Source organism: Streptomyces tanashiensis (assembly GCF_014648895.1).
Classification (GTDB): Bacteria; Actinomycetota; Actinomycetes; order Streptomycetales; family Streptomycetaceae; genus Streptomyces; species Streptomyces tanashiensis.
On the sequence record NZ_BMRZ01000015.1, the window covers coordinates 38619 to 65161 of the forward strand.

General features: G+C 72.8%; 20 protein-coding genes. 14 read left to right on the plus strand and 6 right to left on the minus strand.

The genetic code is table 11. The features are described 5' to 3' along the window. Positions 1 to 10: 10 nt before the first annotated feature. From IE237_RS31510 to IE237_RS31520, 3 genes are all read left to right on the plus strand, one after another. A complete protein-coding gene (locus tag IE237_RS31510) occupies positions 11 to 1300 on the plus strand; it encodes a resuscitation-promoting factor (RefSeq protein ID WP_189805550.1) in 1290 nt (429 codons plus the stop codon). Between the two features lie 72 nt (positions 1301 to 1372). After that, positions 1373 to 2248 carry a 16S rRNA (adenine(1518)-N(6)/adenine(1519)-N(6))-dimethyltransferase RsmA gene (gene rsmA, locus IE237_RS31515; RefSeq protein ID WP_189805551.1) on the plus strand — a complete coding sequence of 292 codons (876 nt, stop codon included), beginning with the start codon at positions 1373 to 1375 and terminating at the stop codon, positions 2246 to 2248. Then, positions 2245 to 3138: a 4-(cytidine 5'-diphospho)-2-C-methyl-D-erythritol kinase gene (locus IE237_RS31520; protein WP_189805552.1), complete on the plus strand. Its 894-nt coding sequence runs from the start codon at positions 2245 to 2247 to the stop codon at positions 3136 to 3138. Before rsmA ends, IE237_RS31520 begins: the two co-directional genes overlap by 4 nt. Here IE237_RS31520 and IE237_RS31525 read toward each other — a convergent pair. After that, the gene (locus tag IE237_RS31525) at positions 3135 to 4100 is read right to left on the minus strand and encodes an NHL repeat-containing protein (protein WP_189805553.1); all 966 of its coding nucleotides are present in this window, start codon (positions 4098 to 4100) and stop codon (positions 3135 to 3137) included. The two genes, IE237_RS31520 and IE237_RS31525, sit on opposite strands and share 4 nt — an antisense overlap. 241 nt (positions 4101 to 4341) lie before the next feature. On the opposite strand from IE237_RS31525, the gene IE237_RS31530 reads away from it, so the two are divergent. The 9 genes from IE237_RS31530 to IE237_RS31570 all read left to right on the plus strand — a co-directional run bounded on the left by IE237_RS31530 (position 4342) and on the right by IE237_RS31570 (position 16537). Next, on the plus strand, positions 4342 to 5634 hold the full coding sequence (locus IE237_RS31530) for an acyltransferase family protein (protein WP_189805554.1): 1293 nt from the start codon (positions 4342 to 4344) through the stop codon (positions 5632 to 5634). 73 nt (positions 5635 to 5707) lie between these two features. Then, positions 5708 to 7513: an ABC-F family ATP-binding cassette domain-containing protein gene (locus IE237_RS31535; protein ID WP_189805555.1), complete on the plus strand. Its 1806-nt coding sequence runs from the start codon at positions 5708 to 5710 to the stop codon at positions 7511 to 7513. A gap of 136 nt (positions 7514 to 7649) precedes the next feature. After that, positions 7650 to 9566 (plus strand): outer membrane protein assembly factor BamB family protein, encoded by a 1917-nt coding sequence (locus IE237_RS31540; protein WP_189805556.1) that lies wholly within the window; start codon positions 7650 to 7652, stop codon positions 9564 to 9566. 13 nt (positions 9567 to 9579) lie between these two features. Continuing rightward, on the plus strand, positions 9580 to 11421 hold the full coding sequence (locus tag IE237_RS31545; protein ID WP_189805557.1) for an outer membrane protein assembly factor BamB family protein: 1842 nt from the start codon (positions 9580 to 9582) through the stop codon (positions 11419 to 11421). Positions 11422 to 11561: 140 nt separating this feature from the next. Further along, positions 11562 to 12242, plus strand: coding sequence for a helix-turn-helix transcriptional regulator (locus IE237_RS31550; protein ID WP_189805671.1), 681 nt, complete (start codon positions 11562 to 11564; stop codon positions 12240 to 12242). Between the two features lie 132 nt (positions 12243 to 12374). Continuing rightward, complete coding sequence (gene galT / locus IE237_RS31555; RefSeq protein ID WP_189805558.1) at positions 12375 to 13418, plus strand: galactose-1-phosphate uridylyltransferase; 1044 nt, start codon at positions 12375 to 12377, stop codon at positions 13416 to 13418. Continuing rightward, the gene (gene galE / locus IE237_RS31560) at positions 13415 to 14389 is read left to right on the plus strand and encodes a UDP-glucose 4-epimerase GalE (protein WP_189805559.1); all 975 of its coding nucleotides are present in this window, start codon (positions 13415 to 13417) and stop codon (positions 14387 to 14389) included. Before galT ends, galE begins: the two co-directional genes overlap by 4 nt. Beyond that, positions 14386 to 15525 carry a galactokinase gene (galK, locus tag IE237_RS31565; RefSeq protein ID WP_189805560.1) on the plus strand — a complete coding sequence of 380 codons (1140 nt, stop codon included), beginning with the start codon at positions 14386 to 14388 and terminating at the stop codon, positions 15523 to 15525. The genes galE and galK overlap by 4 nt, the downstream gene beginning before the upstream one ends. Positions 15526 to 15754: 229 nt before the next feature. Beyond that, on the plus strand, positions 15755 to 16537 hold the full coding sequence (locus IE237_RS31570; RefSeq protein ID WP_189805561.1) for a response regulator transcription factor: 783 nt from the start codon (positions 15755 to 15757) through the stop codon (positions 16535 to 16537). Here IE237_RS31570 and IE237_RS31575 read toward each other — a convergent pair. Further along, positions 16496 to 16993, minus strand: a complete 498-nt coding sequence (locus tag IE237_RS31575; RefSeq protein ID WP_017241145.1) for a MarR family winged helix-turn-helix transcriptional regulator — start codon at positions 16991 to 16993, stop codon at positions 16496 to 16498. The genes IE237_RS31570 and IE237_RS31575 overlap by 42 nt on opposite strands. Before the next feature lie 163 nt (positions 16994 to 17156). Between IE237_RS31575 and IE237_RS31580 the strand changes: the two genes are divergently transcribed. Beyond that, positions 17157 to 17990: a trans-aconitate 2-methyltransferase gene (locus tag IE237_RS31580; protein WP_189805562.1), complete on the plus strand. Its 834-nt coding sequence runs from the start codon at positions 17157 to 17159 to the stop codon at positions 17988 to 17990. Positions 17991 to 18049: 59 nt separating this feature from the next. Here the strand turns inward: IE237_RS31580 and IE237_RS31585 are convergent, their stop codons facing one another. From IE237_RS31585 to IE237_RS31600, 4 genes are all read right to left on the minus strand, one after another. Continuing rightward, entirely contained in the window at positions 18050 to 19750 is a 1701-nt protein-coding gene (locus IE237_RS31585; protein WP_229843019.1) for an FG-GAP repeat domain-containing protein, read from the minus strand. Between the two features lie 208 nt (positions 19751 to 19958). Next, complete coding sequence (locus tag IE237_RS31590; RefSeq protein ID WP_189805564.1) at positions 19959 to 21671, minus strand: FG-GAP repeat domain-containing protein; 1713 nt, start codon at positions 21669 to 21671, stop codon at positions 19959 to 19961. A gap of 209 nt (positions 21672 to 21880) precedes the next feature. Next, complete coding sequence (locus tag IE237_RS31595) at positions 21881 to 22573, minus strand: TetR/AcrR family transcriptional regulator (protein ID WP_189805565.1); 693 nt, start codon at positions 22571 to 22573, stop codon at positions 21881 to 21883. Next, on the minus strand, positions 22570 to 23547 hold the full coding sequence (locus IE237_RS31600) for an acyl-CoA desaturase (protein ID WP_370468323.1): 978 nt from the start codon (positions 23545 to 23547) through the stop codon (positions 22570 to 22572). The genes IE237_RS31595 and IE237_RS31600 overlap by 4 nt, the downstream gene beginning before the upstream one ends. A 243-nt stretch (positions 23548 to 23790) precedes the next feature. On the opposite strand from IE237_RS31600, the gene ppc reads away from it, so the two are divergent. Beyond that, complete coding sequence (gene ppc / locus IE237_RS31605) at positions 23791 to 26520, plus strand: phosphoenolpyruvate carboxylase (protein ID WP_189805567.1); 2730 nt, start codon at positions 23791 to 23793, stop codon at positions 26518 to 26520. The last annotated feature ends 23 nt before the right edge of the window (positions 26521 to 26543 follow it).

Here is a 26543-nt window from a genome sequence, read left to right on the forward strand (position 1 = left end):
TCCCGGCCTCGTGAGCACTTCCCAGGGCAGTCACCGAGCCGGACGGCGGGGCGCGGGCGCGACCCTGCCCGTGCACGAGCAGCCGACGCAGGCGGCACCCCTCGTCATCCCCGCCGTCGTGCCCGGCACCGTCCCCGGGCAGGGCTCCCGGGCCGGGGCCCGCCGTGCCGCCCGCCGCCGCAAGGCCTCCGGGAGCGCCGGAGCCGCCGCCGGAGGGCTGCGGAAGCTCGTCCCGCAGGCCCTCGTCGTCGCCTTCCTGGCCGGCGGCACCAGCGCCTTCGTCGCCGACGACAAGGCCGTCGAGCTCACCGTCGACGGCGTCCCGCGCACCCTCCACACCTTCGCCGACGACGTCGCCGAGCTCCTCGCCGACGAGGGCGTCGCCGTCGGCGAGCACGACATCGTCGCCCCCGGCCCCGCCGAGGCCCTGGCCAGCGGCGACGAGATCGTCGTCCGGTACGGCCGACCGGTCGCCCTCACCCTCGACGGGCAGCGCCGCCAGGTCTGGACGACCGCCGGGACCGTCGAGGGGGCGCTGCGCCAGCTCGGCGTCCGCGCGGAGGGCGCCTACCTGTCGGCGTCCCGCGGCGCCACGATCTCCCGCCAGGGCCTCGCCCTCGACGTCCGCACCGAGCGGGCCGTCACCTTCCTGGCGGACGGGCGCGAGCGGACGATCCGTACGAACGCCGCCACCGTCCGCGAGGCCCTCGCCGAGGCCGGGATCACCCTCTCCGGGCAGGACGTCACCTCCGTGCCCGCGGGCTCCTTCCCCCGCGACGGACAGACCGTGAACGTGCTGCGGATCACCGGCTCCCGGCAGGTGCGGGAGGAGTCCGTCCCGTACGCCGTCGAGCAGGTCCGCGACCCCCTGCTGTTCGCCGGCACCGAGGTCGTCGAACGCCAGGGCGTCCCGGGCGTCCGCCGCGTCACGTACAGCCTGCGCACGGTCAACGGCGTCAGGCAGCGGCCGCGCAGGACCGGCGAGGAGATCGTCCGCGAGCCCGTCAGCCGCAAGGTACGGGTCGGCACCCGGCCGCTGCCCACCTCCGTCAGCGGCGCCGACGGCCTCGACTGGGGCGCGCTCGCCGCCTGCGAGTCCGGCGGCCGCCCGAACGCCGTCGACCCCTCGGGGACCTACGGCGGGCTCTACCAGTTCGACCCCGGCACCTGGCGCTCCCTCGGCGGCAGCGGCACCGCCCAGAACGCGCCCGCCGCCGAGCAGACCTTCCGCGCGAAGAAGCTCTACGTGCAGCGGGGGGCGAGCCCGTGGCCCCACTGCGGCCGACGGCTCCACCGGTGAGTCCGCCGGCCGGGCCCGGGCCGGAACGGTGAGCCGTAGGTCGGCCGCACCCGGGCCCCGTAGGCTGTACCGGTGAGCACCACCACCGGCCCCGAAAGCCCCGACGCCCTCCTCGGCCCCGCCGACATCCGTGAGCTGGCCGCCGCCCTCGGCGTGCGCCCCACGAAGCAGAAGGGCCAGAACTTCGTCATCGACGCCAACACCGTCCGGCGGATCGTCCGCACGGCCGAGGTGCGGCCCGAGGACGTGGTCGTGGAGGTGGGTCCCGGACTCGGCTCCCTCACCCTGGCCCTCCTGGAGGCCGCCGACCGGGTGACCGCCGTCGAGATCGACGACGTGCTCGCCGCCGCGCTGCCCGCCACGATCGCCGCCCGCATGCCCGCCCGCGCCGACCGCTTCGCGCTCGTCCACTCCGACGCGATGCACGTCGAGGAGCTCCCCGGCCCGCCGCCGACCGCGCTCGTCGCGAACCTGCCGTACAACGTGGCCGTCCCCGTCCTGCTCCACATGCTGGAGCGGTTCCCGACCATCGAGCGGACCCTCGTCATGGTCCAGGCCGAGGTCGCCGACCGGCTCGCCGCGAAGCCCGGGAACAAGGTGTACGGAGTCCCCTCCGTCAAGGCCAACTGGTACGCCGAGGTCAAGCGCGCCGGAGCCATCGGCCGCAACGTCTTCTGGCCCGCGCCCAACGTCGACTCGGGCCTCGTCTCCCTCGTCCGCCGCACCGAGCCCCTCGCGACCAGCGCCACCCGCCAGGAGGTCTTCGCGGTCGTCGACGCGGCCTTCGCGCAGCGCCGCAAGACCCTGCGCGCGGCCCTCGCGACCTGGGCGGGCTCGCCGGCGGCGGCGGAGGAGGCCCTGGTGAAGGCCGGGATCTCGCCGCAGGCCCGGGGCGAGTCGCTGACGGTCGAGGAGTTCGCGCGGATCGCGGAGGCGAAGCAGCAGTGAGCGTCACCGTACGCGTACCCGCCAAGGTCAACGTCCAGCTCGCGGTCGGCGCCGCCCGCCCCGACGGCTTCCACGACCTGGCGAACGTCTTCCTCGCCGTCTCCCTGTCCGACGAGGTGACCGCCACCCCCGCCGGGGAGCTGACGGTCACCTGCGAGGGCCCGGACGCCGACAAGGTGCCGCTGGACCGCACCAACCTCGCCGCGCGCGCCGCCGAGCTGCTCGCCGCCCGGCACGGCATCTCCCCGGACGTCCACCTGCACATCAGGAAGGACATCCCGGTCGCCGGCGGCATGGCGGGCGGCAGCGCGGACGGCGCGGGCGCCCTGCTCGCCTGTGACGCCCTGTGGGGCCTGGACACGCCCCGCGACGTACTCCTGGAGATCTGCGCCGAGCTCGGCTCGGACGTGCCGTTCAGCCTGGTCGGCGGGGCGGCGCTCGGCACCGGGCGGGGCGAGCGGCTGACGGAGCTCCCCGTCGGGGGCACCTTCCACTGGGTCTTCGCCGTCGCCGACGGCGGACTCTCGACCCCTGCGGTGTACGGCGAGTTCGACCGCCTCGCCGAAGGCGTCGACGTGCCCGAGCCGGCCGCGTCCCCGGTGCTCCTGGAGGCCCTGCGCACCGGCGACACCACCGCCCTCGCGGGCGCCCTCGCCAACGACCTCCAGGCCCCGGCGCTCTCCCTGCGCCCCTCGCTGGCCGCGACGCTGACGGCCGGCACCGAGGCGGGCGCGCTCGCGGCGCTCGTCTCCGGCTCGGGCCCCACGACGGCGTTCCTGGTGAAGGACGCGGAGACGGCGGAGGCCGTCGCCGCGGCCCTCGTCGCCTCCGGCACCTGCCGCACCGCCCGCACGGCGACGTCGCCGGCGGCGGGCGCGACCGTCCTCTAGAGCTTGTTCTTGGAGATCCGGGCCAGGAGCAGGTTCGGGTCCGGGTTCTGCGCGGTGAAGAAGGCCGCGCTGTTCACGTAGACGGTCTTGGCGCGCACCGCCACGGAGGTGGGGTTGTCGAGGCCGTCCGCCGCGGTGAGGACGGTCTTGTGGGTGCCGTCGGGCCGTACGAGTTCCAGCTTGTCGTCCATGATCAGCGCGGCGAGGACCGTGTCGCCGTGTCCGGTGAACGCGAAGTCGTCGATGAAGGTCAGCCCGGTCGCCCGGGTCTCGACGGGGCCTGCGGTCCGGTCCTCCCGGATCGGGATGCGCAGCAGGGACGCCGTGGCGGTGTTGGACACCCAGACGGCGCCGTTGTGGACCTTGAGGCCGTTGGCGCCGAAGGGGATCTCGGTGGTGGGTTCGAGCGCGGTCCCGGTGGCCCAGGCCGTGGGCTCGCCGCCGGTCACCGGCAGGCTCCACACCGTGCCGAGCCCCGCGTCGGCCGTGTAGAGGGTGCCGCACTTCTCGTCGAGGGCGAGCCCGTTGGGGAAGGCGTTCGCCGGGAAGAAGCCGATCTGCTCCGGCTCGCCGCCGGGCGCGATGCGCCAGACGCCCGTCTTCTCCGTGCCGGTGACGTAGTTGACGTACAGGGTGCCGTCATGGGCGCGGGCGATGCCGGAGGCGACGGGCCCTCCGACGGGCGTCTGCCCGCCCGGCACGTCGGGCAGGGTGGCGACGGGCGTCGTGACGCCCTCCTTGGTGACGCGGGCGACCTTGTGGGCGAAGGCGAAGGTGATGTCGGCGGAGCCGTCGGGCTCCAGGGCGATGTTCTCCGGCGTCTCGCCGGCGCCGAAGTCGAAGTGGGCGACGATGCGGGGATCGGTGACGGTCGGATCGGCGGCCGACGCGGGGCCGGCGGCGAGCACGGTGAGGGCGGCGGTGGCGCCGGCGACGGCGGCCAGGCGCGGGTGTCTCGACATGGGCTTCTCCTCGGGGGTGGGGGTCCGAGGAGAAGATGACGGCCTGCCGGTCCGGGGGTCCGGCAGTCGTGGCCGGGAGGTCGCCCGCGTGGCCGACGGCATGGGGCCGGTTGGCAGGCGCGCGCGGGGCGGCGGACGTCCGTGGTCGCGCCCCCCCCGGGCCGCCGATGCCCCGTACTCAGCCGCCGGTTGAGTATCCGCGCCCTGACGGCGGGCCGGGCGGCCGCGGGACCGTACCCGTATGGGAATCAGCGCGCGTGAACTCGCCGCCGCCACACCGGCGACACGGGACCGGTACGTCGACCTGCTCCGGGTCGCCTCGCTCGCCGTCGTCGTCCTCGGCCACTGGCTGATGGCGGCCGTCACCGCCGACGGGCAGGTCGGGAACCTGCTCGCCGTCGTGCCGGAGCTCCAGGCGGTGACCTGGGTGTTCCAGGTGATGCCGGTGTTCTTCTTCGTCGGAGGCTTCTCGCACGCCCTCGCCCACCGCTCGCGCCCGCGGTACGCGGCCTTCCTGCGGGCCAGGCTCCAGCGGCTGCTGCGGCCGACGATGGTGTTCGCCGGGGTGTGGGGCGCCGCCGCGCTGGTGCTCCAGCTGACCGGAACGGACACGGGGCTCACCGGGGTCGCGCTGCGGCTCGTCACCCAGCCGCTGTGGTTCATCGGGATCTATCTCGCGATGGTGGCGTTCACACCGCCTCTGCTGCGCCTGCACGAGCGGTGGGGATGGGGAGCGTTCGGCGCGCTCGTGGGCGGGGCGGTCGCGGTGGACGTGCTGCGCTTCGCGGCGGACGTCCCCTTCGTCGAGTTCCTGAACTTCGCGTTCGTGTGGCTCGCGGTCCACCAGCTCGGCTTCCTCCGCGCCGACGGCATGATCCGCCGCCCGGCCCTGCTCGCCGGCGCGGGCCTCGTCGGCGCCGGCACGCTCGTCGCCCTCGGCCCGTACCCGCTGTCGATGGTCGGAATGCCCGGGGAGGAGGTGTCGAACATGGCCCCGCCGACGCTCGCCCTGCTCTGCCACGGGCTGTGGCTGGTCGGCGCGGTCGAGCTGCTCAAGGGCCCGGGCGCGCGGTTCGTGGCCCGCGCCGGGGTGTGGCGGACGGTGGTCGCCGCCAACGGGATCGCGATGACGGCGTTCCTGTGGCACCTGACGGCCATGCTCGGGGTGTACGGGGCGATGCTCGGCCTCGGCGCGGGGCTCCCGGCCCCGGCCTCCGCCGCCTGGTGGGCGCAGGTCCCGCTCCGGTTCGCGGCGGCGGCCGCGCTCACGGCCCTGCTCGTCGCCGTGTTCCGCCGCTTCGAGGCCCCGGTCCCGGCCGCCCCCGCGACCGGCGACGGCGGCCCTCTCGCAGCCCTCGGCATCACGCTCGCGCTCTTCGGTGTCCTGGGACTGTCCCTCACGGGCTTCGCCGGGCTCCTCGACGGCCACACGGCGACGCTGATCGCCGTCCCCGTCACGGCCCCGGTCGCCGTCGGCCTGGCCCTGGCGGGCTGGCTGCTCGTGGAGCGGGCCGGCCGGGGCTCCGGGGGCTGACGGCGGGCGCCGGGGGCGGGGCGCGCGGCGACGTACCCTAGGACGTCGATCGATCCCCCGTACAGGAGTCAACGTGGCCGTCAACCTGGTCAATGTCGAGGCCGTCAGCAAGGTGTACGGCACCCGTGCCCTGCTCGACGGGGTCTCGCTGGGTGTCTCCGAGGGGGACCGGATCGGGGTCGTCGGACGCAACGGCGACGGCAAGACCACCCTCATCCGGATGCTCGCGAAGCTGGAGGAGGCCGACACCGGCCGTGTCACCCACAGCGGCGGGCTCCGCCTCGGGGTGCTCACCCAGCACGACTCCCTCGACCCGGAGGCCACGATCCGGCACGAGGTCATCGGTGTCATGGCCGACCACGAGTGGGCGGGCAGCGCCAAGATCCGCGACGTGCTCACCGGGCTCTTCGGCGGGCTCGACCTGCCCGGCTTCGAGAAGGGGCTCGACACCGTCATCGGCCCGCTCTCCGGCGGTGAGCGGCGGCGCATCGCGCTCGCCAAGCTCCTGATCGAGGACCAGGACCTGATCGTCCTCGACGAGCCCACCAACCACCTCGACGTCGAGGGCATCGCCTGGCTCGCCAAGCACCTCCAGGAGCGCCGCTCGGCGCTCGTCTGCGTCACCCACGACCGCTGGTTCCTCGACCAGGTCTGCACCCGCATGTGGGACGTGCAGCGCGGTGACGTGCACGAGTACGAGGGCGGCTACTCCGACTACGTCTTCGCCCGTGCCGAGCGCGAGCGCATCGCGGCCACGGAGGAGACGAAGCGGCAGAACCTGATGCGCAAGGAGCTGGCCTGGCTGCGGCGCGGCGCCCCCGCCCGTACCTCCAAGCCGCGCTACCGCATCGAGGCCGCGAACGAGCTGATCGCGGACGTGCCGCCGCCGCGCGACACCAGCGAGCTGATGAAGTTCGCCAACGCCCGCCTCGGCAAGACGGTCTTCGACCTGGAGGACGTGTCCGTCACCGCCGGTCCCAAGGAGCTGCTCAAGCACCTCACCTGGCAGCTCGGGCCCGGCGACCGCGTCGGCCTCGTCGGCGTCAACGGCGCGGGCAAGACCTCACTCCTGCGGGCGCTGGCCGAGGCGGCCGTCAGCCAGGGCGAGAAGCAGCCCGCCGCCGGCAGGATCGTCGTCGGCAAGACCGTCCGGCTCGCCTACCTCTCGCAGGACGTCACCGAACTCCCCGCCACGCTGCGCGTCCTGGAGGCCGTCCAGCAGATCCGCGACCGCGTCGACCTCGGCAAGGGCCGGGAGATGACCGCCGGTCAGCTCTGCGAGCAGTTCGGCTTCTCCAAGGAGAAGCAGTGGACGCCGGTCGGCGACCTCTCCGGTGGTGAGCGCCGCCGTCTCCAGCTGCTGCGCCTGCTGATGGACGAGCCGAACGTCCTCTTCCTCGACGAGCCCACCAACGACCTCGACATCGAGACGCTGACGCAGCTGGAGGACCTCCTCGACGGCTGGCCGGGCTCCATGGTCGTCATCTCCCACGACCGGTTCTTCATCGAGCGCACCACGGACCGGACGTTCGCGCTGCTCGGCGACAGGACCCTGCGGATGCTGCCGCGCGGCATCGACGAGTACCTGGAGCGGCGGCAGAAGATGATCGAGGCGTCGGTGCCGACGCCCGCCGCCGCGCCCGCGCAGCAGAAGCCGGGCGTCTCCGCCGCCGACGCGCGCGCCGCCAAGAAGGAGCTGCAGAAGGTCGAGCGGCAGCTCGACAAGCTCTCCGACAAGGAGGCGAAGCTGCACGCGCAGATCGCCGACAACGCCACCGATTTCGAGAAGGTGGCGAAGCTCGACGCGGAGCTCCGGGAACTCGCGGGGGAGCGGGAGGAATTGGAGATGCGGTGGCTGGAGCTGGCCGAGGACGCCTAGCACCGGTCCCCCGGGACGCATAACGAGGGCATCACAGGCCGGTCCTCCCTTGGGTACAAGGGGCGGACCGGTCGCTTTTGCGCCATCGCGTGAGTGGTAGAAAGAAAACCCGTTCACGTCAAGGGGGAAACCGCTGATGACCCAGCCGCCCAGCAACCAGCCGCCGGGGGGCTTCGGATCCCCTCAGGACCCGAACCAGGTCCCCGCTCAGGGTCCGGGCATGCCGCCCGTGCCGCCCGTCCCGCCGCAGGCACCGCCGACCCCGCCCGCGCCGCAGTCCCCGCCGCCGGCCGCGCCGGGTCCGTACGGGCAGGCGCCGCAGCCCGGTTACGGGTATCCGCAGCAGCCGGGGCAGCCTCCGTACGGTCAGCAGCCGGGGCAGGCCCCGCAGCCCGGTCCGTACGGCCAGCCCGGCCAGCCCGGTCCGTACGGGCAGCCGGCGCAGCCCTACGGCTACCCGCAGCAGGGCCAGCCGGGCCAGCCGGGTCCGTACGGTCCGGGGGCACCTCCCGGGCCGCAGGGCCCAGGGGGACAGCAGAACCCCTACGGCGGCTACCCCACCCAGCCCATGTACCAGGGCGCCCCCACCCCGCCCCCGGCCTCCGGCGGCGGTCCGTTCAAGGGCCGCACCGGTGTCGTGGCCGCCGTGGCCGCCGCGGCCGTCCTGGTCGCCGCCGTCACGACCTGGGCCGTCGTCGGCGGGGACGACGAGAAGGACCCGGTCGCCAAGCCGACCGCCACGGCCACCTCCTCCGGCGCCCCCAAGCCCACCGAGTCGGTGGACCAGGGCGACGGCTCGGGCGACGGGGAGAACGGCGAGGAGGACCTCAACGCGGGCCGCCAGGCCGGCGAGGCGAAGATCAACTGGCTGCTCAAGAACAACATCGACCTGCCCCGCAACGGCTCCGACGTCTTCGGCCCGTGGATCGTCGGCGACACCGTCGTCAAGGCGATGTACAAGGGCGTCGACGGCTACGGCCTCAGTGACGGCAAGCCCAAGTGGCACGTCGACCTGCCGTTCGAGCTGTGCGCGGTCCCGCCGGAGCCCGCCGCCGACGGGACCATGGTCTTCGGCTACGCCGAGAGCGCCAAGGACGGCGCCAAGTGCACCCAGCTCCAGAAGATCGACCTCAAGACCGGCAAGGCCGGCTGGAAGAAGGCGATCCCCAAGGCCACGGGCCTCTTCGCGTTCTCCGACAACACCCTGGCCATCAGCGGCAACACGGTCACCGCGGCCGGCTCCAGCAGCGCGTACGGCTTCTCGCTGGCCGACGGGCGGCAGCTCTTCAAGGGCGCCACCACCGGCTGCAAGCCCTTCGCCTTCGCGGGCGGCAGCAAGCTGATCGCCGCCATGGACTGCCCGTCGGGCAGCACGAGCAAGAAGATCCAGGCGGTCGGCCAGGTCGACCCCAACACCGGCAAGCCGAAGTTCACCTTCCAGCTGGAGGCGAACTGGGAGGTCGACAAGGTCTACTCGGTCGATCCGCTGGTCGTCTCGGCCACCCAGCGCGAGCAGAAGAAGTGGACCATCTTCGCGCTCGACGCGAACGGCAAGCTCCGCTCGCAGATCCAGGGCGGCAACGACAAGTTCGCGCCCTCGTGCGGCGGCAGCTTCGTCATCTTCGGCAAGAACCTCCAGGGCTGCACGGGTGTCGCGGCCGACGCGAACACCTTCTACATGTCCACCGAGACCAGCTACGGCAAGCCCAACGAGGTCGTCGCCTTCGACCTGAAGACGGGCAAGGCCAAGTGGCGCTCCAAGGCGCCCGGCGAGCAGTCGATGACGCCGCTGCGGATGGAGGGCGGGCAGGTCCTGCTGTACGTGGACCCGTCGTACGACAAGGGCGGCGCCGTCGCCACCCTCGCCCCGACCGGCGGTGCGCCGAAGATCCTGCTCCAGCACCCGGCGGGGACCGCCCAGGTCGAGAGCAGCTTCTACAGCGCGGGTTACGCCTACGGCAGCGGCACCTTCGTGGTGGCGGCCGGACGTGTGTCGGCGTCCAACGACAAGGACGAGATGCAGGTCAAGACGATGATGGCCTTCAGCAAGTGAGGTACACGGACCGATGACGCAGCCACCCCCTCCGCCGCCGAACCAACCCCCGGACCCGCAGGGCGGCTTCGGCGCCCCGACGCCGCCGCCGCAGCAGCCGGACCCGGGGTACGGCTACCCGCAGCAGCCGCCGGCCCAGCCGGACCCCGGCTACGGCTACCCGCAGCAGCCGGCCCAGCCCGACCAGGGCTACGGCTACCCGCAGCAGCCGCCGTACGGCTACCCCACGGCGCCGCAGCAGCCCCAGCAGCCGCCGCAGTACGGCGGCTACCAGCAGCCTCAGCAGCCGGTCCAGCCCCCGTACGGCTACCCGACCCAGCCGCAGCAGGCCTACGGCCACCAGCAGCCCGTCGCGGCTCCGGCCCCGGGCGGCAAGAAGCTGTCGGCGCAGCTCCAGATCGTCATCGCGGCGGTCGTCGCCGTCGTCCTGATCGTCGGCGCCGGCATCTGGTACGCGAACTCCGGCGGCGGTGACGACGAGGCGAAGGGCTCGGGCGGCACCTCGCAGGGTTCCGCCACGGGCGGCGACACCGGCGGCACCGGCGGCAAGGGCATCGGTGGCGGCGGCAAGGAGAAGCCGTCGGCCGACACGAAGGCGAAGATGGTCTTCCAGGTCGGGCAGCCGAAGGTCTCGGACGTCACCGACGTCTCCGGTTCCTGGATCACGGACAAGGCGTTCGTGAAGCCCGGCGTGAACTCCATCGTCGGCTACGACGTGGACAAGGGCGGCGTGCTGTGGACGCTGCCGCTGACCGGCCAGGTCTGCGGCGCCTCGCGCCACATCACGAAGGACAACAAGGCGCCGATCCTCTTCGAGGCCACCAAGCGGGTCGCGCCGCGTTACTACCAGCCGTGCACCGAGGTCGGCCTGGTCGACCTGAACACCGGCAAGCTGCTGTGGTCGACCTCGGTCACCGGCGGCACCGCCGGCGACCAGAAGGCCCGGTTCAGCGAGGTCACGCTCAGCGGCACGACCGTCGCGGCCGGCGGGACCGATGGCGGCGCCGCCTTCGACCTCGCCAACGGCAACCCGCGCTGGAAGCCGCAGGCCAACGACCAGAACTGCTACGACATGGGGTACGGCGGCGGGGAGGGCCTCGTCGCGGTCCGCAAGTGCGGGGCGTACGACAGCCCGAAGGTGCTGATCCAGAACCTCAACCCGACCACGGGCGCCCCGCTCTCGCAGTTCCAGATGCCGGCCGGCGCGAAGTACGCCTCGGTCATCTCCACCAAGCCGCTGGTCGTCGCGGCCGACGTCGGCGAGACCGCCGGTGACGGCAGCGGCATCTCGGACTTCTTCTCCATCGACGAGAAGACCGGGAAGCTGAAGGCGAAGATCACGGCGGACGCGGACCAGTACGCGGCCCGCTGCCGTGCGACCGAGGTCGAGTCCTGCACCCAGGCGCTCGTGGGCAACGGCCGGCTGTACGTGCCGACCGAGGAGCACGAGGGCAGCACCGGCGAGTACGGCGACGAGACGAACGAGATCATCGCCTTCGACCTGGCCACCGGGCGCACCGTGCCGGAGAAGGCCGACGCGGGCGACAAGTACACCTACGTCCCGCTGCGGATGGACGGTGGCAATCTCATCGCCTACAAGGCCCCGCCCTACGACCAGGGCGGCCGGATCGTCTCGATCGACGGCGGCACCATGAAGGAGACGCTGCTCCTGGAGAACCCGGTCGACAAGACGGTCCACAACGCGGAGAGCAGCTTCAGCCTCAACGGCGCCGAACTCCTCTACCAGGACGGCCGGTTCTTCATCTCGGAGACGCTGATCAGCAAGCCCCGGGAGAACGCCTCGCCCAACGACATCAAGGAGTACCTGATCGTCTCCTTCTCCGTCGGGCACTGACGACCCGCCGCGCGTCCGTGGGCCCCTCCGGTGATCCGGAGGGGCCCACGCGCATGTCGGCGGCCGGGGCGGGGGAGCGTGTAGCTTGCCGGGTCAGGCCGTCGGGGCGTCCGGCCGGCCAGGAGGAGGGGATGACCGGGATGGGCGTACGCCTCGTGGTGGTGGACGACCACCGCCTGCTCGCGGAGGCGCTCGCCTCGGCGCTGAAGCTGCGCGGGCACCGGGTGCTCGCGGCGGCGCCGGTGGCGGGGGCCGCGGAGCTGGTGGTGGGCCGGGCGCCGGAGGTCTGCCTGCTGGGCACGGCGGCGCCCGACGCGCCGGGGACCTTCGACCCGGTCGTACGGATCAAGCGGGAGCGGCCGCAGGTGGCCGTGGTGGTGCTGGGTCCGGTGCCGTCGCCGCGCGGGATCGCGGCGGCGTTCGCGGCCGGGGCCTCGGGGTACGTGCGCCACGACGAGCGCATCGAGGGCGTCGAGCGCGCCCTGGTGAAGGCGCGGGCGGGGGAGTCGGCGGTGGCGCCGCAGCTGCTTCAGGGGGCCTTCGCGGAGCTGCTCCATCCCTCGGCGCAGCCGGACGACGAGGCGCAGCGGCTGCTGCGGCTGCTGACCCACCGGGAGGTGGAGGTCCTGGTGCGGGTCGCGGAGGGCGAGGACACCCGGCTGATCGCGGCGGGGATGGGGATCGCGCCGAGCACGGCGCGGACGCATGTGCAGCGGGTCCTGATGAAGCTCGGGGTGGGGTCGCGGCTGGAGGCGGCGGCGCTCGCGGCCCGTACGGGGCTGCTCGACCGGGCGGTGCCGGGGCAGCGCGGCTCCTTCTGAGGCTCCTTCTGGGGCCCCTTCTGGGGTGATGTGTGCGGGTCCCGGGGTTCGGGGCCGCTTCGTCATTGACGGCGATGTTGGAATGTGATTCTTTGTGGGTGGTTCTGTTTGATCCGCCCGGAGGGCACCCCCGTGAAGAAGACCGTCACCACGCTCGCCGACGGGCGCGAGCTGATCTACTACGACACGCGCGACGACACCGTCCGCACCGCCGTCGACCCGCGTCCCCTCGCCCCCGTCGTCTCCCGCTCCGAGATCCGGTACGACGAGCTCACCGGCGACCCCGTCGCCATCGCCTCGCACCGGCAGACCCGCACCCACCTCCCGCCGGCCGACGCCTGCCCGCTCTGCCCCGCCAGGGCCGGCCGGGAGAGCGAGATCCCCGAGGAGAGCTACGAGGTGGTGGTCTTCGAGAACCGCTTCCCGTCCCTCTCCGGCGGCGTCGGCCGCTGCGAGGTCGTCTGCTTCACCGACGACCACACGGACTCCTTCGCCGACCTCACCGAGGAGCGCGCCGCGCTCGTCCTCGACGCCTGGACCGACCGCACCGCCGCACTCTCCGCCCTGCCCGGCGTCGAGCAGGTCTACTGCTTCGAGAACCGCGGCGCGGAGATCGGCGTCACCCTGCCCCACGCGCACGGCCAGATCTACGCCTTCCCGTACGTCACGCCCCGGACGGCCGCCATGCGCCGCCGCACGGACGAGCACCGCGCGGCGACCGGACGGAACCTCTTCGACGACCTCGTCGCCCGCGAGCGGGCCGACGCCGAACGCGTGGTCCTGGAGACCGAGCACTGGATCGCCTTCGTGCCGTACGCCGCCCACTGGCCGTACGAGGTGCACCTCCACCCCAAGCGCCGGGTGCCCGACCTGCTCGCCCTCGACGGCGCGGCCCGCACAGAGTGCGCACAGGTCTACCTGGAACTCTTGAGGCGCTTCGACCGGATCTTCGGCCCGGACGAGCCGCCGACGCCCTACATCGCCGCCTGGCACCAGGCGCCGTTCACGGACGAACGGCGCGAGGACCTCGGACTGCACCTGGAGCTTTTCACCGTCCGACGGGCCTCTGGCAAGCTGAAGTTCCTCGCGGGCACCGAGTCCGGCATGGGCGCGTTCATGAACGACGTACGGCCGGAGGACGCGGCCCGACGACTCCGAGAGGTGGCAGGCGCATGACGTCGAGATATCTGGTGACGGGCGGGGCGGGCTACGTGGGCAGCGTCGTCGCCGCCCACCTCCTGGAGCGGGGCCACCGGGTCACCGTCCTCGACGACCTCTCCACCGGCTTCGCCGAAGCCGTCCCCGAGGGCGCCGAGTTCATCGAGGGCCGCATCCAGGACGCGGCGCGGTGGCTGGACTCCGGCTACGACGGCGTCCTGCACTTCGCCGCCTTCTCCCAGGTCGGCGAGTCGGTCGCGAAGCCGGAGAAGTACTGGGAGAACAACGTCGGCGGCACCATGGCGCTGCTCGCCGCGATGCGCGCCGCCGGGGTCCGCAAGCTGGTCTTCTCGTCCACCGCCGCCACCTACGGCGAGCCGGAGACCGTGCCGATCACCGAGACCGCGCCGACCGCCCCCACCAGCCCCTACGGGGCGAGCAAGCTGGCCGTCGACCACATGATCGGCGGGGAGTGCGCCGCCCACGGCCTGGCCGCCGTCTCGCTGCGCTACTTCAACGTGGCCGGGGCGTACGGCTCGCTCGGCGAGCGCCACGAGCCCGAGTCCCACCTGATCCCGCTCGTCCTCCAGGTCGCCCTGGGCCGGCGCGAGGCGATCTCCGTGTACGGCGAGGACTACCCGACCCCGGACGGCACCTGCGTCCGCGACTACATCCACGTCGCCGACCTCGCCGAGGCCCACCTCCTCGCGCTCGACGCCATGACGCCGGGCGAGCACCTGATCTGCAACCTCGGCAACGGCAACGGCTTCTCCGTCCGCGAGGTCGTCGAGACCGTCCGCAAGGTCACCGGCCACCCCGTCCCGGAGACCACCGCGGCGCGCCGCCCCGGCGACCCCGCCGTCCTGGTCGCCTCCGCCGAGGCCGCCCGCGAGCGGCTCGGCTGGACGCCGTCCCGCCCGGACCTGGCCGATGTCGTCGCCGACGCCTGGGCGTTCGCGCGCCTCCGGCACGAGGAGGCGGGCGCGTGACCGTCGCCGACGACTTCGAGGCGCTGTACGGCGCCGCGCCCGACGGGGTCTGGGCCGCCCCCGGCCGGGTCAACCTCATCGGGGAGTACACCGACTTCAACGACGGCTTCGTGCTGCCGCTCGCGCTGCCGCACACCACCGTCGCCGCCGTCTCCCGGCGCGAGGACGGCGTCCTGCGCCTGCACTCCGCCGACGCCGACGGCGGGATCGTCCAGCTGGACACCGACGCCCTGGAGCCGCTCTCCGGCGGCGGCTGGGCGGCCTACCCGGCCGGTGTCGTCTGGGCGCTGCGGGAGGCCGGACACCCGGTCACCGGGGCCGACGTCCACCTCGCCTCGACCGTGCCGACGGGCGCCGGGCTGTCCTCCTCGGCGGCCCTTGAGGTCGTCACCGCGCTCGCCCTGAACGACCTGTTCGGGCTCGGGCTCTCCCGCGCCGAGCTCGCCCGGCTCGCCCAGCGTGCCGAGAACGCCTTCGTCGGCGTGCCCTGCGGGGTCATGGACCAGATGGCCTCCGCCTGCGCCGAGGAGGGGCACGCCCTCCACCTGGACACCCGTGACCTCTCGTACCGTCAGGTCCCCTTCGACCTGGCGCGCGAGGGGCTCCGGCTGCTCGTCGTCGACACCCGCGTGAAGCACGCGCTCGGAGACGGCGCGTACGCGGAGCGGCGCGCCGGGTGTGAAGCGGGTGCGCGGGCGCTCGGTGTGCGCACCCTGCGCGAGGTGAGCGCCGAACATCTCCCGGAAGCGCTCGGACGTCTGAGCGACGAGACGATTCTGCGGTACGTGCGGCACGTCGTCTCCGACAACGCCCGGGTGGAGCGGACCATCGCGCTGCTCGACGCCGGCGACACCCGCGCCGTCGGCCCGGTCCTCACCGAGGGCCACGCCTCCCTCCGGGACGACCTGCGGGTCTCCTGCCCCGAGCTGGACCTCGTCGTCGAGGCGGCCGGCGCCGCCGGGGCGCTCGGCGCCCGGATGACCGGCGGCGGCTTCGGCGGATCGGCCGTCGTCCTCGTCGACACCGAGCGGGCGGAGGCGGTGTCCGCCGCCGTCGGGAAGGCCTTCGCCGAGGCCGGGTACGCGGCCCCGGGGATCTTCCCCGCCGTGCCGGCGGCGGGTGCGCGCCGCCTCTGAAGCCACCGCTCGCGTTCACACGACTTCGGACAGTTCCGCGAATCGGCCCCCGCCGCGGCGCCCCGCCCCTACTCTGAGGGGCAGCGCCGGTGGGGGCCGGTGCTGTTCAGGGGGCGTGACCCGTCGGGTACGGCGCCAGAAGCGGGGTAACAGTCAACGCACGGCGGCGGCCGTGCCTTCGACGGACCCGCCTCCGGCGCCGTACCCGCGTCGGTCCGTTCCTCGACACTTGGGAGTGTCCGTGGCACGCATCCGCGTCCTGGTGGTGGACGACCACCGCATCTTCGCCGAATCACTGGCCGCCGCCCTCGCGGCGGAGCCCGATGTCGACGTCGCCGCCGCCGGCAGCGGCCCGGCGGCCCTGCGCTGTCTGGAGCGCGGCGCGGCGGAGGGCCGCAGGTTCGACGTGCTGCTCGTCGACGCCGAGCTGGGCGCGGTGCCCGCCGGATCGGCCGCGGCCCGCGCGGTGCCCGACGACGCCGAGGCCGCCGTGGACGGGATCTCGCTGGTCACGGGCGTACGACGGATGCAGCCCGCGCTCCGTACGGTCGTCCTCGCGGAGAAGGACGACCCGCGCCGGGCCGCGCTCGCGCTCCAGGCCGGGGCCTCCGGCTGGGTCGCGAAGGACTGCTCGCTGCAGCGGCTGCTCGCGGTGGTGCGGGGGGTGCTGCGGGACGAGACGCACCTGCCGCCCGCGCTGCTCACGGGTGTCCTGCGGGAGCTGACGGAGGTCCGCAAGCACCGGACGGACAGCGAGCGGCTCGTGGAGTCGCTGACCCCGCGCGAGCGGGAGGTGCTGCGCTGCATGGTCGCGGGCCTGGGCCGCAAGGCGGTCGCCGAGCGCCTCTTCCTCTCCCCGCACACCGTCCGTACGCACATGCAGAACGTGCTCGGGAAGCTGGGCGTGCACTCGACGCTCGCGGCGGTGGCGCTGGCCCGCCGGGCGGGCGTGGGTCCCGCGGAGCCGGTGCTACCCGGGGATGTTGTCGAACGGGGCGGTCAGCCGGCGTAGCAGCGCGGCCAGTTCGCCGCGCTGGGCGCGGGAGAGCTGGGCCAGGATCGCGCGCTCCTGGGCGAGGAGTCCGGCGAGCGCCTCGTCGGCGCGGTCGCGGCCCTCGGGGGTGAGCCGGACCAGGACCCCGCGGCGGTCGCTGGGGTCGGGGAGCCGCTCGACGAGGCCCTTCTTGGTGAGCCGGTCGATGCGGTTGGTCATGGTGCCCGAGGTGACCAGGGTCTGCGTGAGGAGCTGGCCGGGGGAGAGCTGGTACGGGGCTCCGGCGCGGCGCAGGGAGGTGAGGACGTCGAACTCCCAGGGCTCCAGCTGGTGCTCCGAGAAGGCGAGCCGACGGGCGCGGTCGAGGTGGCGGGCGAGCCGCGAGACCCGGCTGAGCACCTCGAGCGGTTCCACGTCGAGGTCGGGGCGCTCGCGGCGCCATGCTGCGACCAGTCGGTCGACCTCGTCCTCCATGTCGATCAGTGTAGAGGGTCTGTTGACATAAAGTCTCTTGTATTCGAGCTTCTCGACATCGAGTATCTTGGTTTCAAGATATATTTCCCTGGACTATGGGGAAGGGACCCCGCCGGAACGCCGTTCCGCTTCGGCAACTCGTGCCAGCAAGGGGGCTTCGAACATGCATTCCGTGCACTCCGCCGCACCGACCTGGGATCCGCAGCAGTACCTCCGTCACTCCGGCCACCGCACCCGCCCGTTCCTCGATCTGCTCGCCCGAATACCGGGCCTGCCCGCCCAGGACAGGCCCGCCCGCATCGCCGACCTCGGCAGCGGACCCGGCAACGTGACGGTCCTCCTCGCCGACCGGTGGACCGACGCGCACATCACCGGGTTCGACCTGTCCCCCGAGATGCTGGAGCGGGCCGAGAAGGACTGGGCGGGCACCACCCAGGGCGGCGGCTGGCTCGACTTCCGGCCCGCCGACGCCGCCCACTGGACCCCCGACGAGCCCTACGACCTGATCGTCTCCAACGCGGCCCTCCAATGGGTGCCCAACCATCCGGAGTCCTTCGCCGCCTGGATCGACGGACTCCATCCGGGCGGCACCCTGGCCTTCCAGGTACCGGGCAACTTCACCTCGCCCAGCCACGCCCTGCTCGGCGAGCTGTGCGAGACACCGGAGTGGCGGGCCCGCCTCGGCGACCAGGGCCGCCGCTTCGTCCACGTCCTCGACACCGAGGACTACCTCACCCGCCTCACCGGCCTCGGCTGCGAGGCGGACGTCTGGGAGACCACGTACTGCCAGCTGCTCCAGGGCGAGGACCCCGTGCTCGACTGGGTCAAGGGCACCGCGCTGCGGCCCGTCCTCACCACCCTGGGCGACGACGAGGAGGCGGTCGACCACTTCCTCGCCCAGTACCGCGCGCTGCTCGCCGAGGCCTACCCGCCCGGCCCGTACGGCACGGTCTTCCCCTTCCGCCGCCTCTTCGCCGTCGCCCGCAAGAGGCCCTGAACGCACCTGTGCCCCGCACCGGACGTCCGGTGCGGGGCACCCGCGGAGCCCTCGGGCCGTCACTGGACGGAGTTGTAGATCCCGTAGCCCGTGCCGATCCTGGCGCGGGCGGTGAACTTGCCCGCGGAGGTGTTGAGGTAGCGGTAGAGGTCGCCGCCGGAGGTGATGCCGAGGAGGTCGGCCTTGCCGTCGGCGTTCAGGTCGCCCGGGGCGACGATCTTGGAGTACGTGTTCCAGCCGGTGCCGATCCGCAGGCGTGCCTTGAAGGGCGCCGTGGCGACGCCGGTGCCGGCGTACAGGTACAGGTCGCCGCCGGGGGTGCGGGCGACGAGGTCGGTGCGGCCGTCGCCGGTGTGGTCGCCGGCGCCGACGAGCCGGTCGTACGCGCCCCAGCCGCCGCCGACCTTGACGCGGGCGGAGACCGCGGTGCCCGCGCCGTTGCCCTTGTACAGGTAGAGGACGCCGGAGCGGTCGCGGGCCAGCAGGTCGCCCTTGCCGTCGCCGGACAGATCACCCGGGCCGACGACCGTGTTGTAGATGTCCCAGCCGCCGCCGATGAGGGCGCTGTCGATGTACAGGCGGCCCTGGTAGATCTCCGCGAGGTCGGACGAGGCGTCCGCGTCCATCGACGACAGGTGCGCGAAGTTCGCGCCCCGCCACTCGGCCGTGCCGCCGACCTGGCCGCGGGCGGAGAGCCGGCCGCCGTTCGTGCTGCCGTACCAGAACAGCGTCCCGGCCGTGTCCCGGGCGAAGACGCCCTCCTTCTCGCCGGTGACCGGGTTGTTGCCCGCCCCGCCGAACTGCCGGACCGAGGCCCAGTCGCCGACGCCGCCGAGCTGCTGACGGGGCGCCAGCGTGCCGTCGCCCCTGCCCGTGTAGTACCAGAGCGTGCCGCTCAGGTCGCGGGCGATCAGCTCGCCGTTGCCGTCCCCGTCGTCGTCGCCGACGGGGAAGACCTGGTTGTAGGTGCCCCAGCCGTTGCCGACGGCCTTGCGGGCGGCGAACGGCGTGGACTTGTCCCCCGTGCCGGCGTAGAGCCAGAGGGTCCCGGCGGTGTCGCGGGCGAGCAGGTCCGCCCAGCCGTCGCCGTTGTTGTCGCCGATGCCGAAGAGCTGGTCGTAGACGTTCCAGCCGCCGCCGAGACGCACCCGCGAGGCGAACGGCGCGGTGCGGTCACCGGTGGCGTAGTACAGCCACAGGACGCCGTCGCGGTCGCGGGCCACCAGGTCCGCCCGGCCGTCGTCGTTCACGTCGCCCGGCGCGACGACCTTGCTGTAGACGCCCCAGCCGTTGCCCCGCCACACGAGCGTCGCGGCGGTCGGCGTGGCGTCCGCGTACAGGCTGAGCACGCCCTGCGCCGAGAGCGTCAGGATCTCCGGACCGCTCGCGTTCCCGTCCTGGTTGCCGACCGGGACGATGTCCTTCGGAGGCTCCGGGAAGGAGACGAACCGGCCGCCCTGGCCCGAGGTCGTGGTCGTGTAGACCTTGCCGTCCGGGTCGCGGTAGATCAGGTCGCCGCCACCGTCGCCGTCGAAGTCCGACAGCTGCGGGGAGGCGCCGACCCCCGCGGCGGCCGCCGCACCCTGACGGAACGCGCCGCTCGCCGGCCGCGTCGCCGCGTGCGGGGCGGAGCGGACCACCGGCTTCTCGGCGGCCGGACGCGGCGCGGGCGCGCCGGCGGAGGCCGGGCTCGCGAGGAGCGTGCCGGCGGCGAGGGCGAGCGCGGTGCACGCGCCGAGGCGCGCGCGGGTGAAGTGCACAGAACGCAAGAGATCCCCCCCAGGGATCAGAAAGTCTTCGGGTCGGGGACGGTCCGCGGCGCCTCGCCGTGGCGGAGGGCGCGTACGAAGGGCGGACCCCCCGGGTGTGGGGGGAGCATACCTTCCGTCCATGACAAGGCCCCGGCGCACGGGGGACGCCCCGCACCGGAGAACCGGTGCGGGGCGTCCCGTCGGGTGCGCGGTCCGACTAGTACAGACCGTTGTAGATCTGGTAGCCGGTGCCGATCGAGGCGCGCGGCTTGAAGGCGTAGCCCGCCTGGCCGGTGCCGCTGTAGCGGAACAGCTCGCCGCCCGCGTTCACCGCGAGGAGGTCGCCCTGGCCGTCGCCGGTGAGGTCACCGGGCGCCACCAGCTTCGGGTACGCGTTCCAGCCGCCGCCGATCTTCACGCGGGGCTTGAACGGGTAACCGGCCTGGCCGGTGCCCTGGTACAGGTAGAGCGTGCCGTCCTTGGCACGGGCCACCAGGTCGTTCAGACCGTCGCTGGTGTAGTCGCCCGAACCGAGGATCTGGTTGTACGCGTTCCAGCCGCTGCCGATCTTCACGCGGGCGTGCAGGGCGGTGCCGTCGTAGTTGCTCCGGTACAGCCACAGGACGCCGTCGCGGTCACGGGCGACGAAGTCGCCGGTGCCGTCGCCGTTCAGGTCGCCGGGGCCGGCGATCAGGTTGATCGAGCTCCAGCCGCCGCCGAAGTCCGTGTCGTTGCCGTAGAGGTGGCCCTGGTAGATCTCCAGCGTGTCGGAGACCGCGTCCCGGCCGAGCGAGTTGACCTCGAAGATCGTCGAGCCGGCCCAGCCGCCGTCGTCGCTGATCTGGGCGCGGGCCGCGAGCCGGCCGTTGTTCACGGCGTCGTACCAGAAGAGCGTGCCGGCCTTGGTGCGGGCCAGCATGCCCTCCTTGCCGTGCGTCGGGATGTTGCCCGCGCCGGAGAACTGGTCCACGTCCTTCCACACGCCGGCCGTGCCGACCTGCTTGCGGGTGGTGAAGTGGCCGCTGCCGGTGCCGAAGTACTCGAACAGCGTGCCGTCGACGGAGCGCGCGAGGACGTCGGGGATCCCGTTCGCGTTGTCGTCGTCGATGCCGATGATCTGGTTGTACTGCTGCCAGCCCTGGCCGACCTGCTTGGCGGGCTTCACCGAGTACGGGCTGCCGGTGCTCCCGTAGTAGTAGAGGCCGCCCGCGGGCGTACGGGCGAGGAAGTCGCCCCGGCCGTCGCCGTCGCTGTCGCCGAGGCCGATCAGCTGGTCGTACGCGGTCCAGCCGTTGCCGACCTTCTGGCGCGCGTGGAACGGGGCGTTGGGCGTGCCGGTCGACACGTAGACCCACAGCTCGCCCGCGGGCGTACGCGCCAGGACGTCGGCGCGGCCGTCGCCGCTGATGTCGCCGGGCGAGAAGACCTTGTTGTAGATCTGCCAGCCCGGGCCGGACCAGCGGTAGGTGCCGTAGGTCGGCGTGGAGTCGCCGTACAGGGTCAGCCAGCCGAACTTCGAGAGCGTCAGGATCTCGGGACCGCTGCCGTTCTTGTCCTGGTCGCCGATCGGGATGACGTCCTCGATGAAGGAGTCGTCACCGTCGCCGCGGTAGAACTCGCCGCCCTCGGAGCCGGTCGTCGCCGTCAGCAGCGTGCCGCCGATGCGCAGGACCATGTCGCTCTGACCGTCGCCGTCGAGGTCCGAGCGCGACGGCGGACGCTCCGCCGTGGCGCCGGCGGCCCCGGCGGAACGCGCACCGTCGGCCTGCGGGACGACCCGCTTCGACGGCGCGGCGGGCGCCTGCGAGGGCTTCTCCGCGGCCGGGCGCGGCGCGGGCGACTCGGCGGAGGCCGGGCTCGCGAGGAGCATGCCCGCGGAGAGGGCGAGGGCGGTGCAGCCCGTGAGGCGACGGGCGCGCTTGGAACGCATGAAGAACAAAAAGATCCCCCCCAGGGATCAGAGGTTCGACAGAACCAAACAGGGGGGCTCGCACATCATCGAACGGCGTCAGCGCAGCGCACAGCGCAGGCGAAGACGGCCTCGTTCGAAGGTCGGAACACCCCCCCGGATGTTGAACACGAGTCTACTCACGGGGGAGCGGAGCGCCAGATGTTTACCTCGCGAATCCGACCGTCCGGTCAGTTCTTGCGGTGCCCTATCAACCGCGGCTTCTGCTCCAGACCGTCGAGGCCGTGCCACGCCAGGTTCACCAGATGCGCCGCGACCTCCGCCTTCTTCGGCTTGCGGACGTCCAGCCACCACTGGCCCGTCAGCGCCACGCTCCCCACCAGCGCCTGCGCGTACAGCGGCGCCAGCTTCGGGTCGAACCCGCGGGCCTTGAACTCCAGACCCAGGATGTCCTCCACCTGGGTGGCGATGTCACTGATCAGCGACGCGAACGTGCCCGTCGACTGCGCCACCGGCGAATCCCGCACGAGGATCCGGAAACCGTCCGTGTAGTTCTCGATGTAGTCGAGCAGCGCGAACGCCGCCTGCTCCAGCAGCTCCCGCGGATGCCCGGCGGTCAGCGCCCCCGTCACCCCGTCCAGGAGCTGCCGCATCTCCCGGTCGACGACGACCGCGTACAGCCCCTCCTTGCCCCCGAAGTGCTCGTACACCACCGGCTTGGAGACCCCGGCCTTCGCCGCGATCTCCTCCACCGACGTGCCCTCGAAGCCCTTCTCGGCGAAGAGCGTGCGACCGATGTCGAGCAGCTGCTCCCGGCGCTCCGCGCCCGTCATCCGCACCCGGCGGCCCCGCCGGGGTTTCTGCTCTCCGCCGCTGCTGCCGGTACCGCCGGTCCTGCCCTCGATCGCCACGTCTTCCATCATGCCGCGTCGGCGGGCATGCTCTGGCGGCGGGCTTCGATGCGGGACTTCGCCGGCCAGCGCACATCCGTCGCCCAGCCCAGCAGCTCGAACCAGCGGATGAGGCGCGCGCTGGAGTCGACCTGGCCGCGCAGCACCCCGTGCCGGGCCGAGGTCGGGTCCGCGTGGTGCAGGTTGTGCCAGGACTCGCCGCAGGACAGCACCGCCAGCCACCACACGTTGCCCGAGCGGTCACGCGACTTGAACGGACGCTTGCCCACCGCGTGACAGATCGAGTTGATCGACCAGGTCACGTGGTGCAGCAGCGCCACCCGCACCAGCGAACCCCAGAAGAACGCCGTGAACGCGCCCCACCACGACATCGTCACCAGACCGCCCACCAGCGGCGGGATCGCCAGCGACACGACCGTCCACAGCACGAACTGGCGCGAGACCGCCCGGATCGCCGGATCCTTGATCAGATCGGGGGCGTACTTGTGCTGCGGCGTCTGCTCCTCGTCGAACATCCAGCCGATGTGCGCCCACCACAGGCCCTTCATCAGCGCCGGAACCGTCTCGCCGAACCGCCACGGCGAGTGCGGGTCACCCTCCGCGTCCGAGAACTTGTGGTGCTTCCGGTGGTCCGCCACCCAGCGGACCAGCGGGCCCTCCACCGCGAGCGAACCCATGATCGCGAGCGCGATCCGCAGCGGCCGCTTCGCCTTGAAGGAACCGTGCGTGAAGTACCGGTGGAAACCGATCGTGATCCCGTGGCAGCCGATGTAGTACATCGCCACCATCAGCCCCAGATCCAGCCAGCTCACCCCCCAGCCCCAGGCCAGCGGAACCGCCGCGAGCAGCGCCAGGAACGGCACCGTGATGAACAGCAGCAGGGTGATCTGCTCGATCGAACGCTTGCTGTCCCCGCCCAGCGTGGCGGAGGGCAGGGCCGCGGAGTCGTCCGGCGCGGTGGACGCCGTCGTCATCTCGGGGCTCATGGTCATGGGTGTCCCTGGTGAGTGAAGGGGAGAGGAAACGCGTCGAAGCGCGAAGTCGTGGCTACGCCTCCGTAACCTACGGCGTCGTAAGTATGGCAGCGCCGTGGCGCGCGGCAAGAGGGCACAAAGAGGGGCCTCCCCGCCGCCCACCATGTGGACACCTATCCTGGGGGCGTCGGACAGCGCGGTCCGCAAGCCTCCAGAACCCTCCAGAGTGCTCGAACACTGCAAGGAGCCGCACCTGTGAGCAGTGCCGACCAGACCCCCACCGCCAGCACCGAGCTGCGCGCCGACATCCGCCGACTGGGCGATCTCCTCGGCGAGACCCTCGTACGCCAGGAAGGCCACGAACTCCTCGACCTCGTCGAGAAGGTCCGCCGCCTCACCCGCGAGGACGGCGAGGCCGCCGCCGAGCTGCTCCGAGGCGTCGAACTCGAGACGGCCGCCAAGCTGGTGCGCGCCTTCTCCACCTACTTCCACCTCGCGAACGTCACCGAGCAGGTCCACCGCGGCCGCGAGATGCGCGAGAAGCGCGCAGCCGAGGGCAGCCTCCTCGCCCGCACCGCCGACATGCTCAAGGACGGCGACCCCGACCACGTCCGCGAGACGGTCAAGAACCTCAACGTACGGCCGGTCTTCACCGCGCACCCCACCGAAGCGGCCCGCCGCTCCGTCCTCAACAAGCTCCGCCGGATCGCCGCCCTCCTGGAGACCCCGGTCATCCAGGCCGAGCGCCGCCGCACCGACCTGCGGCTCGCCGAGAACATCGACCTCATCTGGCAGACCGACGAGCTCCGGGTGGTCCGCCCCGAGCCCGCCGACGAGGCCCGCAACGCGATCTACTACCTCGACGAGCTGCACGCCGACGCCGTCGGCGACGTCCTGGAGGACCTCGCCGCCGAGCTGGAGCGCGTCGGCGTCGAGCTGCCCTCCGGCACCCGCCCCCTCACCTTCGGCACCTGGATCGGCGGCGACCGCGACGGCAACCCCAACGTCACCCCCCAGGTGACCTGGGACATCCTGATCCTCCAGCACGAGCACGGCATCACCGACGCCCTCGAACTCGTCGACTTCCTCCGCGGACTGCTCTCCAACTCCATCCGCTACACCGGAGCCACCCAGGAACTCCTGGACTCCCTCCAGCGCGACCTGGAGCTCCTCCCGGAGATCAGCCCCCGCTACAAGCGCCTCAACGCCGAGGAGCCGTACCGGCTCAAGGCCACCTGCATCCGGCAGAAGCTCGTCAACACCCGCGAGCGCCTCGCCCACGGCACCCCGCACCAGGAAGGCCGCGACTACCTCGGCACCGCCGAGCTCATCCGCGACCTCACCCTCATCCAGACCTCGCTGCGCGAGCACCGCGGCGCGCTCTTCGCCGACGGCCGCATGGACCGGGTCATCCGGACCCTCTCCGCCTTCGGCCTCCAGCTCGCCACCATGGACGTCCGCGAGCACGCCGAGGCCCACCACCACGCCCTCGGCCAGCTCTTCGACCGCCTCGGCGAGGAGTCCTGGCGGTACGCCGACATGCCCCGCGACTACCGGCAGAAGCTGCTCGCCAAGGAGCTGCGCTCGCGCCGCCCGCTCGCCCCGACCCCGGCCCCGCTGGACGCCGCCGGCGAGAAGACCCTCGGCGTCTTCCACACCATCAAGGAGGCCTTCGAGCGCTTCGGCCCGGAGGTCATCGAGTCGTACATCATCTCGATGTGCCAGGGCGCCGACGACGTCTTCGCCGCCGCCGTCCTCGCCCGCGAGGCCGGCCTGATCGACCTGCACGGCGGCTGGGCGAAGATCGGCATCGTGCCGCTCCTGGAGACCACCGACGAGCTCAAGGCCGCCGACGTCATCCTCGACGACATGCTCGCCGACCCCTCCTACCGGCGTCTCGTCTCGCTCCGCGGCGACGTCCAGGAGGTCATGCTCGGCTACTCGGACTCCTCGAAGTTCGGCGGCATCACCACCTCCCAGTGGGAGATCCACCGCGCCCAGCGGAGGCTCCGCGACGTCGCCCACCGCTACGGCGTCCGGCTGCGCCTCTTCCACGGCCGCGGCGGCACCGTCGGCCGCGGCGGCGGCCCCTCCCACGACGCGATCCTCGCCCAGCCCTGGGGCACCCTGGAGGGCGAGATCAAGGTGACCGAGCAGGGCGAGGTCATCTCCGACAAGTACCTGATCCCGTCCCTGGCCCGCGAGAACCTCGAACTGACCGTCGCCGCCACCCTGCAGGCCTCCGCCCTGCACACCGCGCCGCGCCAGTCCGACGACGCCCTCGCCCGCTGGGACGCGGCCATGGACACCGTCTCCGACGCCGCCCACACCGCGTACCGCAAGCTGGTCGAGGACCCCGGCCTGCCGGCGTACTTCCTCGCCTCCACCCCCGTCGACCAGCTCGCCGACCTGCACCTGGGCTCACGGCCCTCCCGCCGCCCCGGCTCCGGCGTCTCCCTCGACGGACTCCGCGCCATCCCCTGGGTGTTCGGCTGGACCCAGTCCCGCCAGATCGTGCCCGGCTGGTTCGGCGTCGGCTCCGGCCTCAAGGCCCTGCGCGAGGCGGGCCTCGACGCGGTCCTCGGCGAGATGCACGAGCGGTGGGGCTTCTTCCGCAACTTCCTCTCCAACGTGGAGATGACGCTCGCGAAGACGGACCTGCGGATCGCCCGCCACTACGTCGACACCCTCGTCCCCGACGACCTCAAGCACGTCTTCGACACCATCGAGGCCGAGCACGCGCTGACCGTCGCCGAGGTCCTCAAGGTCACCGGCGGCGAGCAGCTCCTCGACTCCAACCCGGTCCTCCAGCAGACCTTCGCCATCCGCGACGCCTACCTGGACCCGATCTCCTACCTCCAGGTCGCGCTCCTCGCCCGCCAGCGCGCGGACGCCGAGCGCGGCGAGGACCCGGACCCGCTGCTCGCGCGGGCCCTGCTCCTCACGGTGAACGGCGTGGCGGCGGGTCTCCGCAACACCGGCTGACATCTCTTCCGTACGCATGACAG

Bases quoted from the DNA above. Each gene is read 5' to 3' on its own strand.
- IE237_RS31525 (WP_189805553.1), bottom strand. From the start codon at position 4,100: ATGTCGAGACACCCGCGCCTGGCCGCCGTCGCCGGCGCCACCGCCGCC.
- IE237_RS31530 (WP_189805554.1), top strand. From the start codon at position 4,342: ATGGGAATCAGCGCGCGTGAACTCGCCGCCGCCACACCGGCGACACGG.
- IE237_RS31540 (WP_189805556.1), top strand. From the start codon at position 7,650: ATGACCCAGCCGCCCAGCAACCAGCCGCCGGGGGGCTTCGGATCCCCT.
- IE237_RS31545 (WP_189805557.1), top strand. From the start codon at position 9,580: ATGACGCAGCCACCCCCTCCGCCGCCGAACCAACCCCCGGACCCGCAG.
- IE237_RS31550 (WP_189805671.1), top strand. From the start codon at position 11,562: ATGGGCGTACGCCTCGTGGTGGTGGACGACCACCGCCTGCTCGCGGAG.
- galE (WP_189805559.1), top strand. From the start codon at position 13,415: ATGACGTCGAGATATCTGGTGACGGGCGGGGCGGGCTACGTGGGCAGC.
- IE237_RS31575 (WP_017241145.1), bottom strand. From the start codon at position 16,993: ATGGAGGACGAGGTCGACCGACTGGTCGCAGCATGGCGCCGCGAGCGC.
- IE237_RS31580 (WP_189805562.1), top strand. From the start codon at position 17,157: ATGCATTCCGTGCACTCCGCCGCACCGACCTGGGATCCGCAGCAGTAC.
- IE237_RS31590 (WP_189805564.1), bottom strand. From the start codon at position 21,671: ATGCGTTCCAAGCGCGCCCGTCGCCTCACGGGCTGCACCGCCCTCGCC.
- IE237_RS31595 (WP_189805565.1), bottom strand. From the start codon at position 22,573: ATGATGGAAGACGTGGCGATCGAGGGCAGGACCGGCGGTACCGGCAGC.
- IE237_RS31600 (WP_370468323.1), bottom strand. From the start codon at position 23,547: ATGAGCCCCGAGATGACGACGGCGTCCACCGCGCCGGACGACTCCGCG.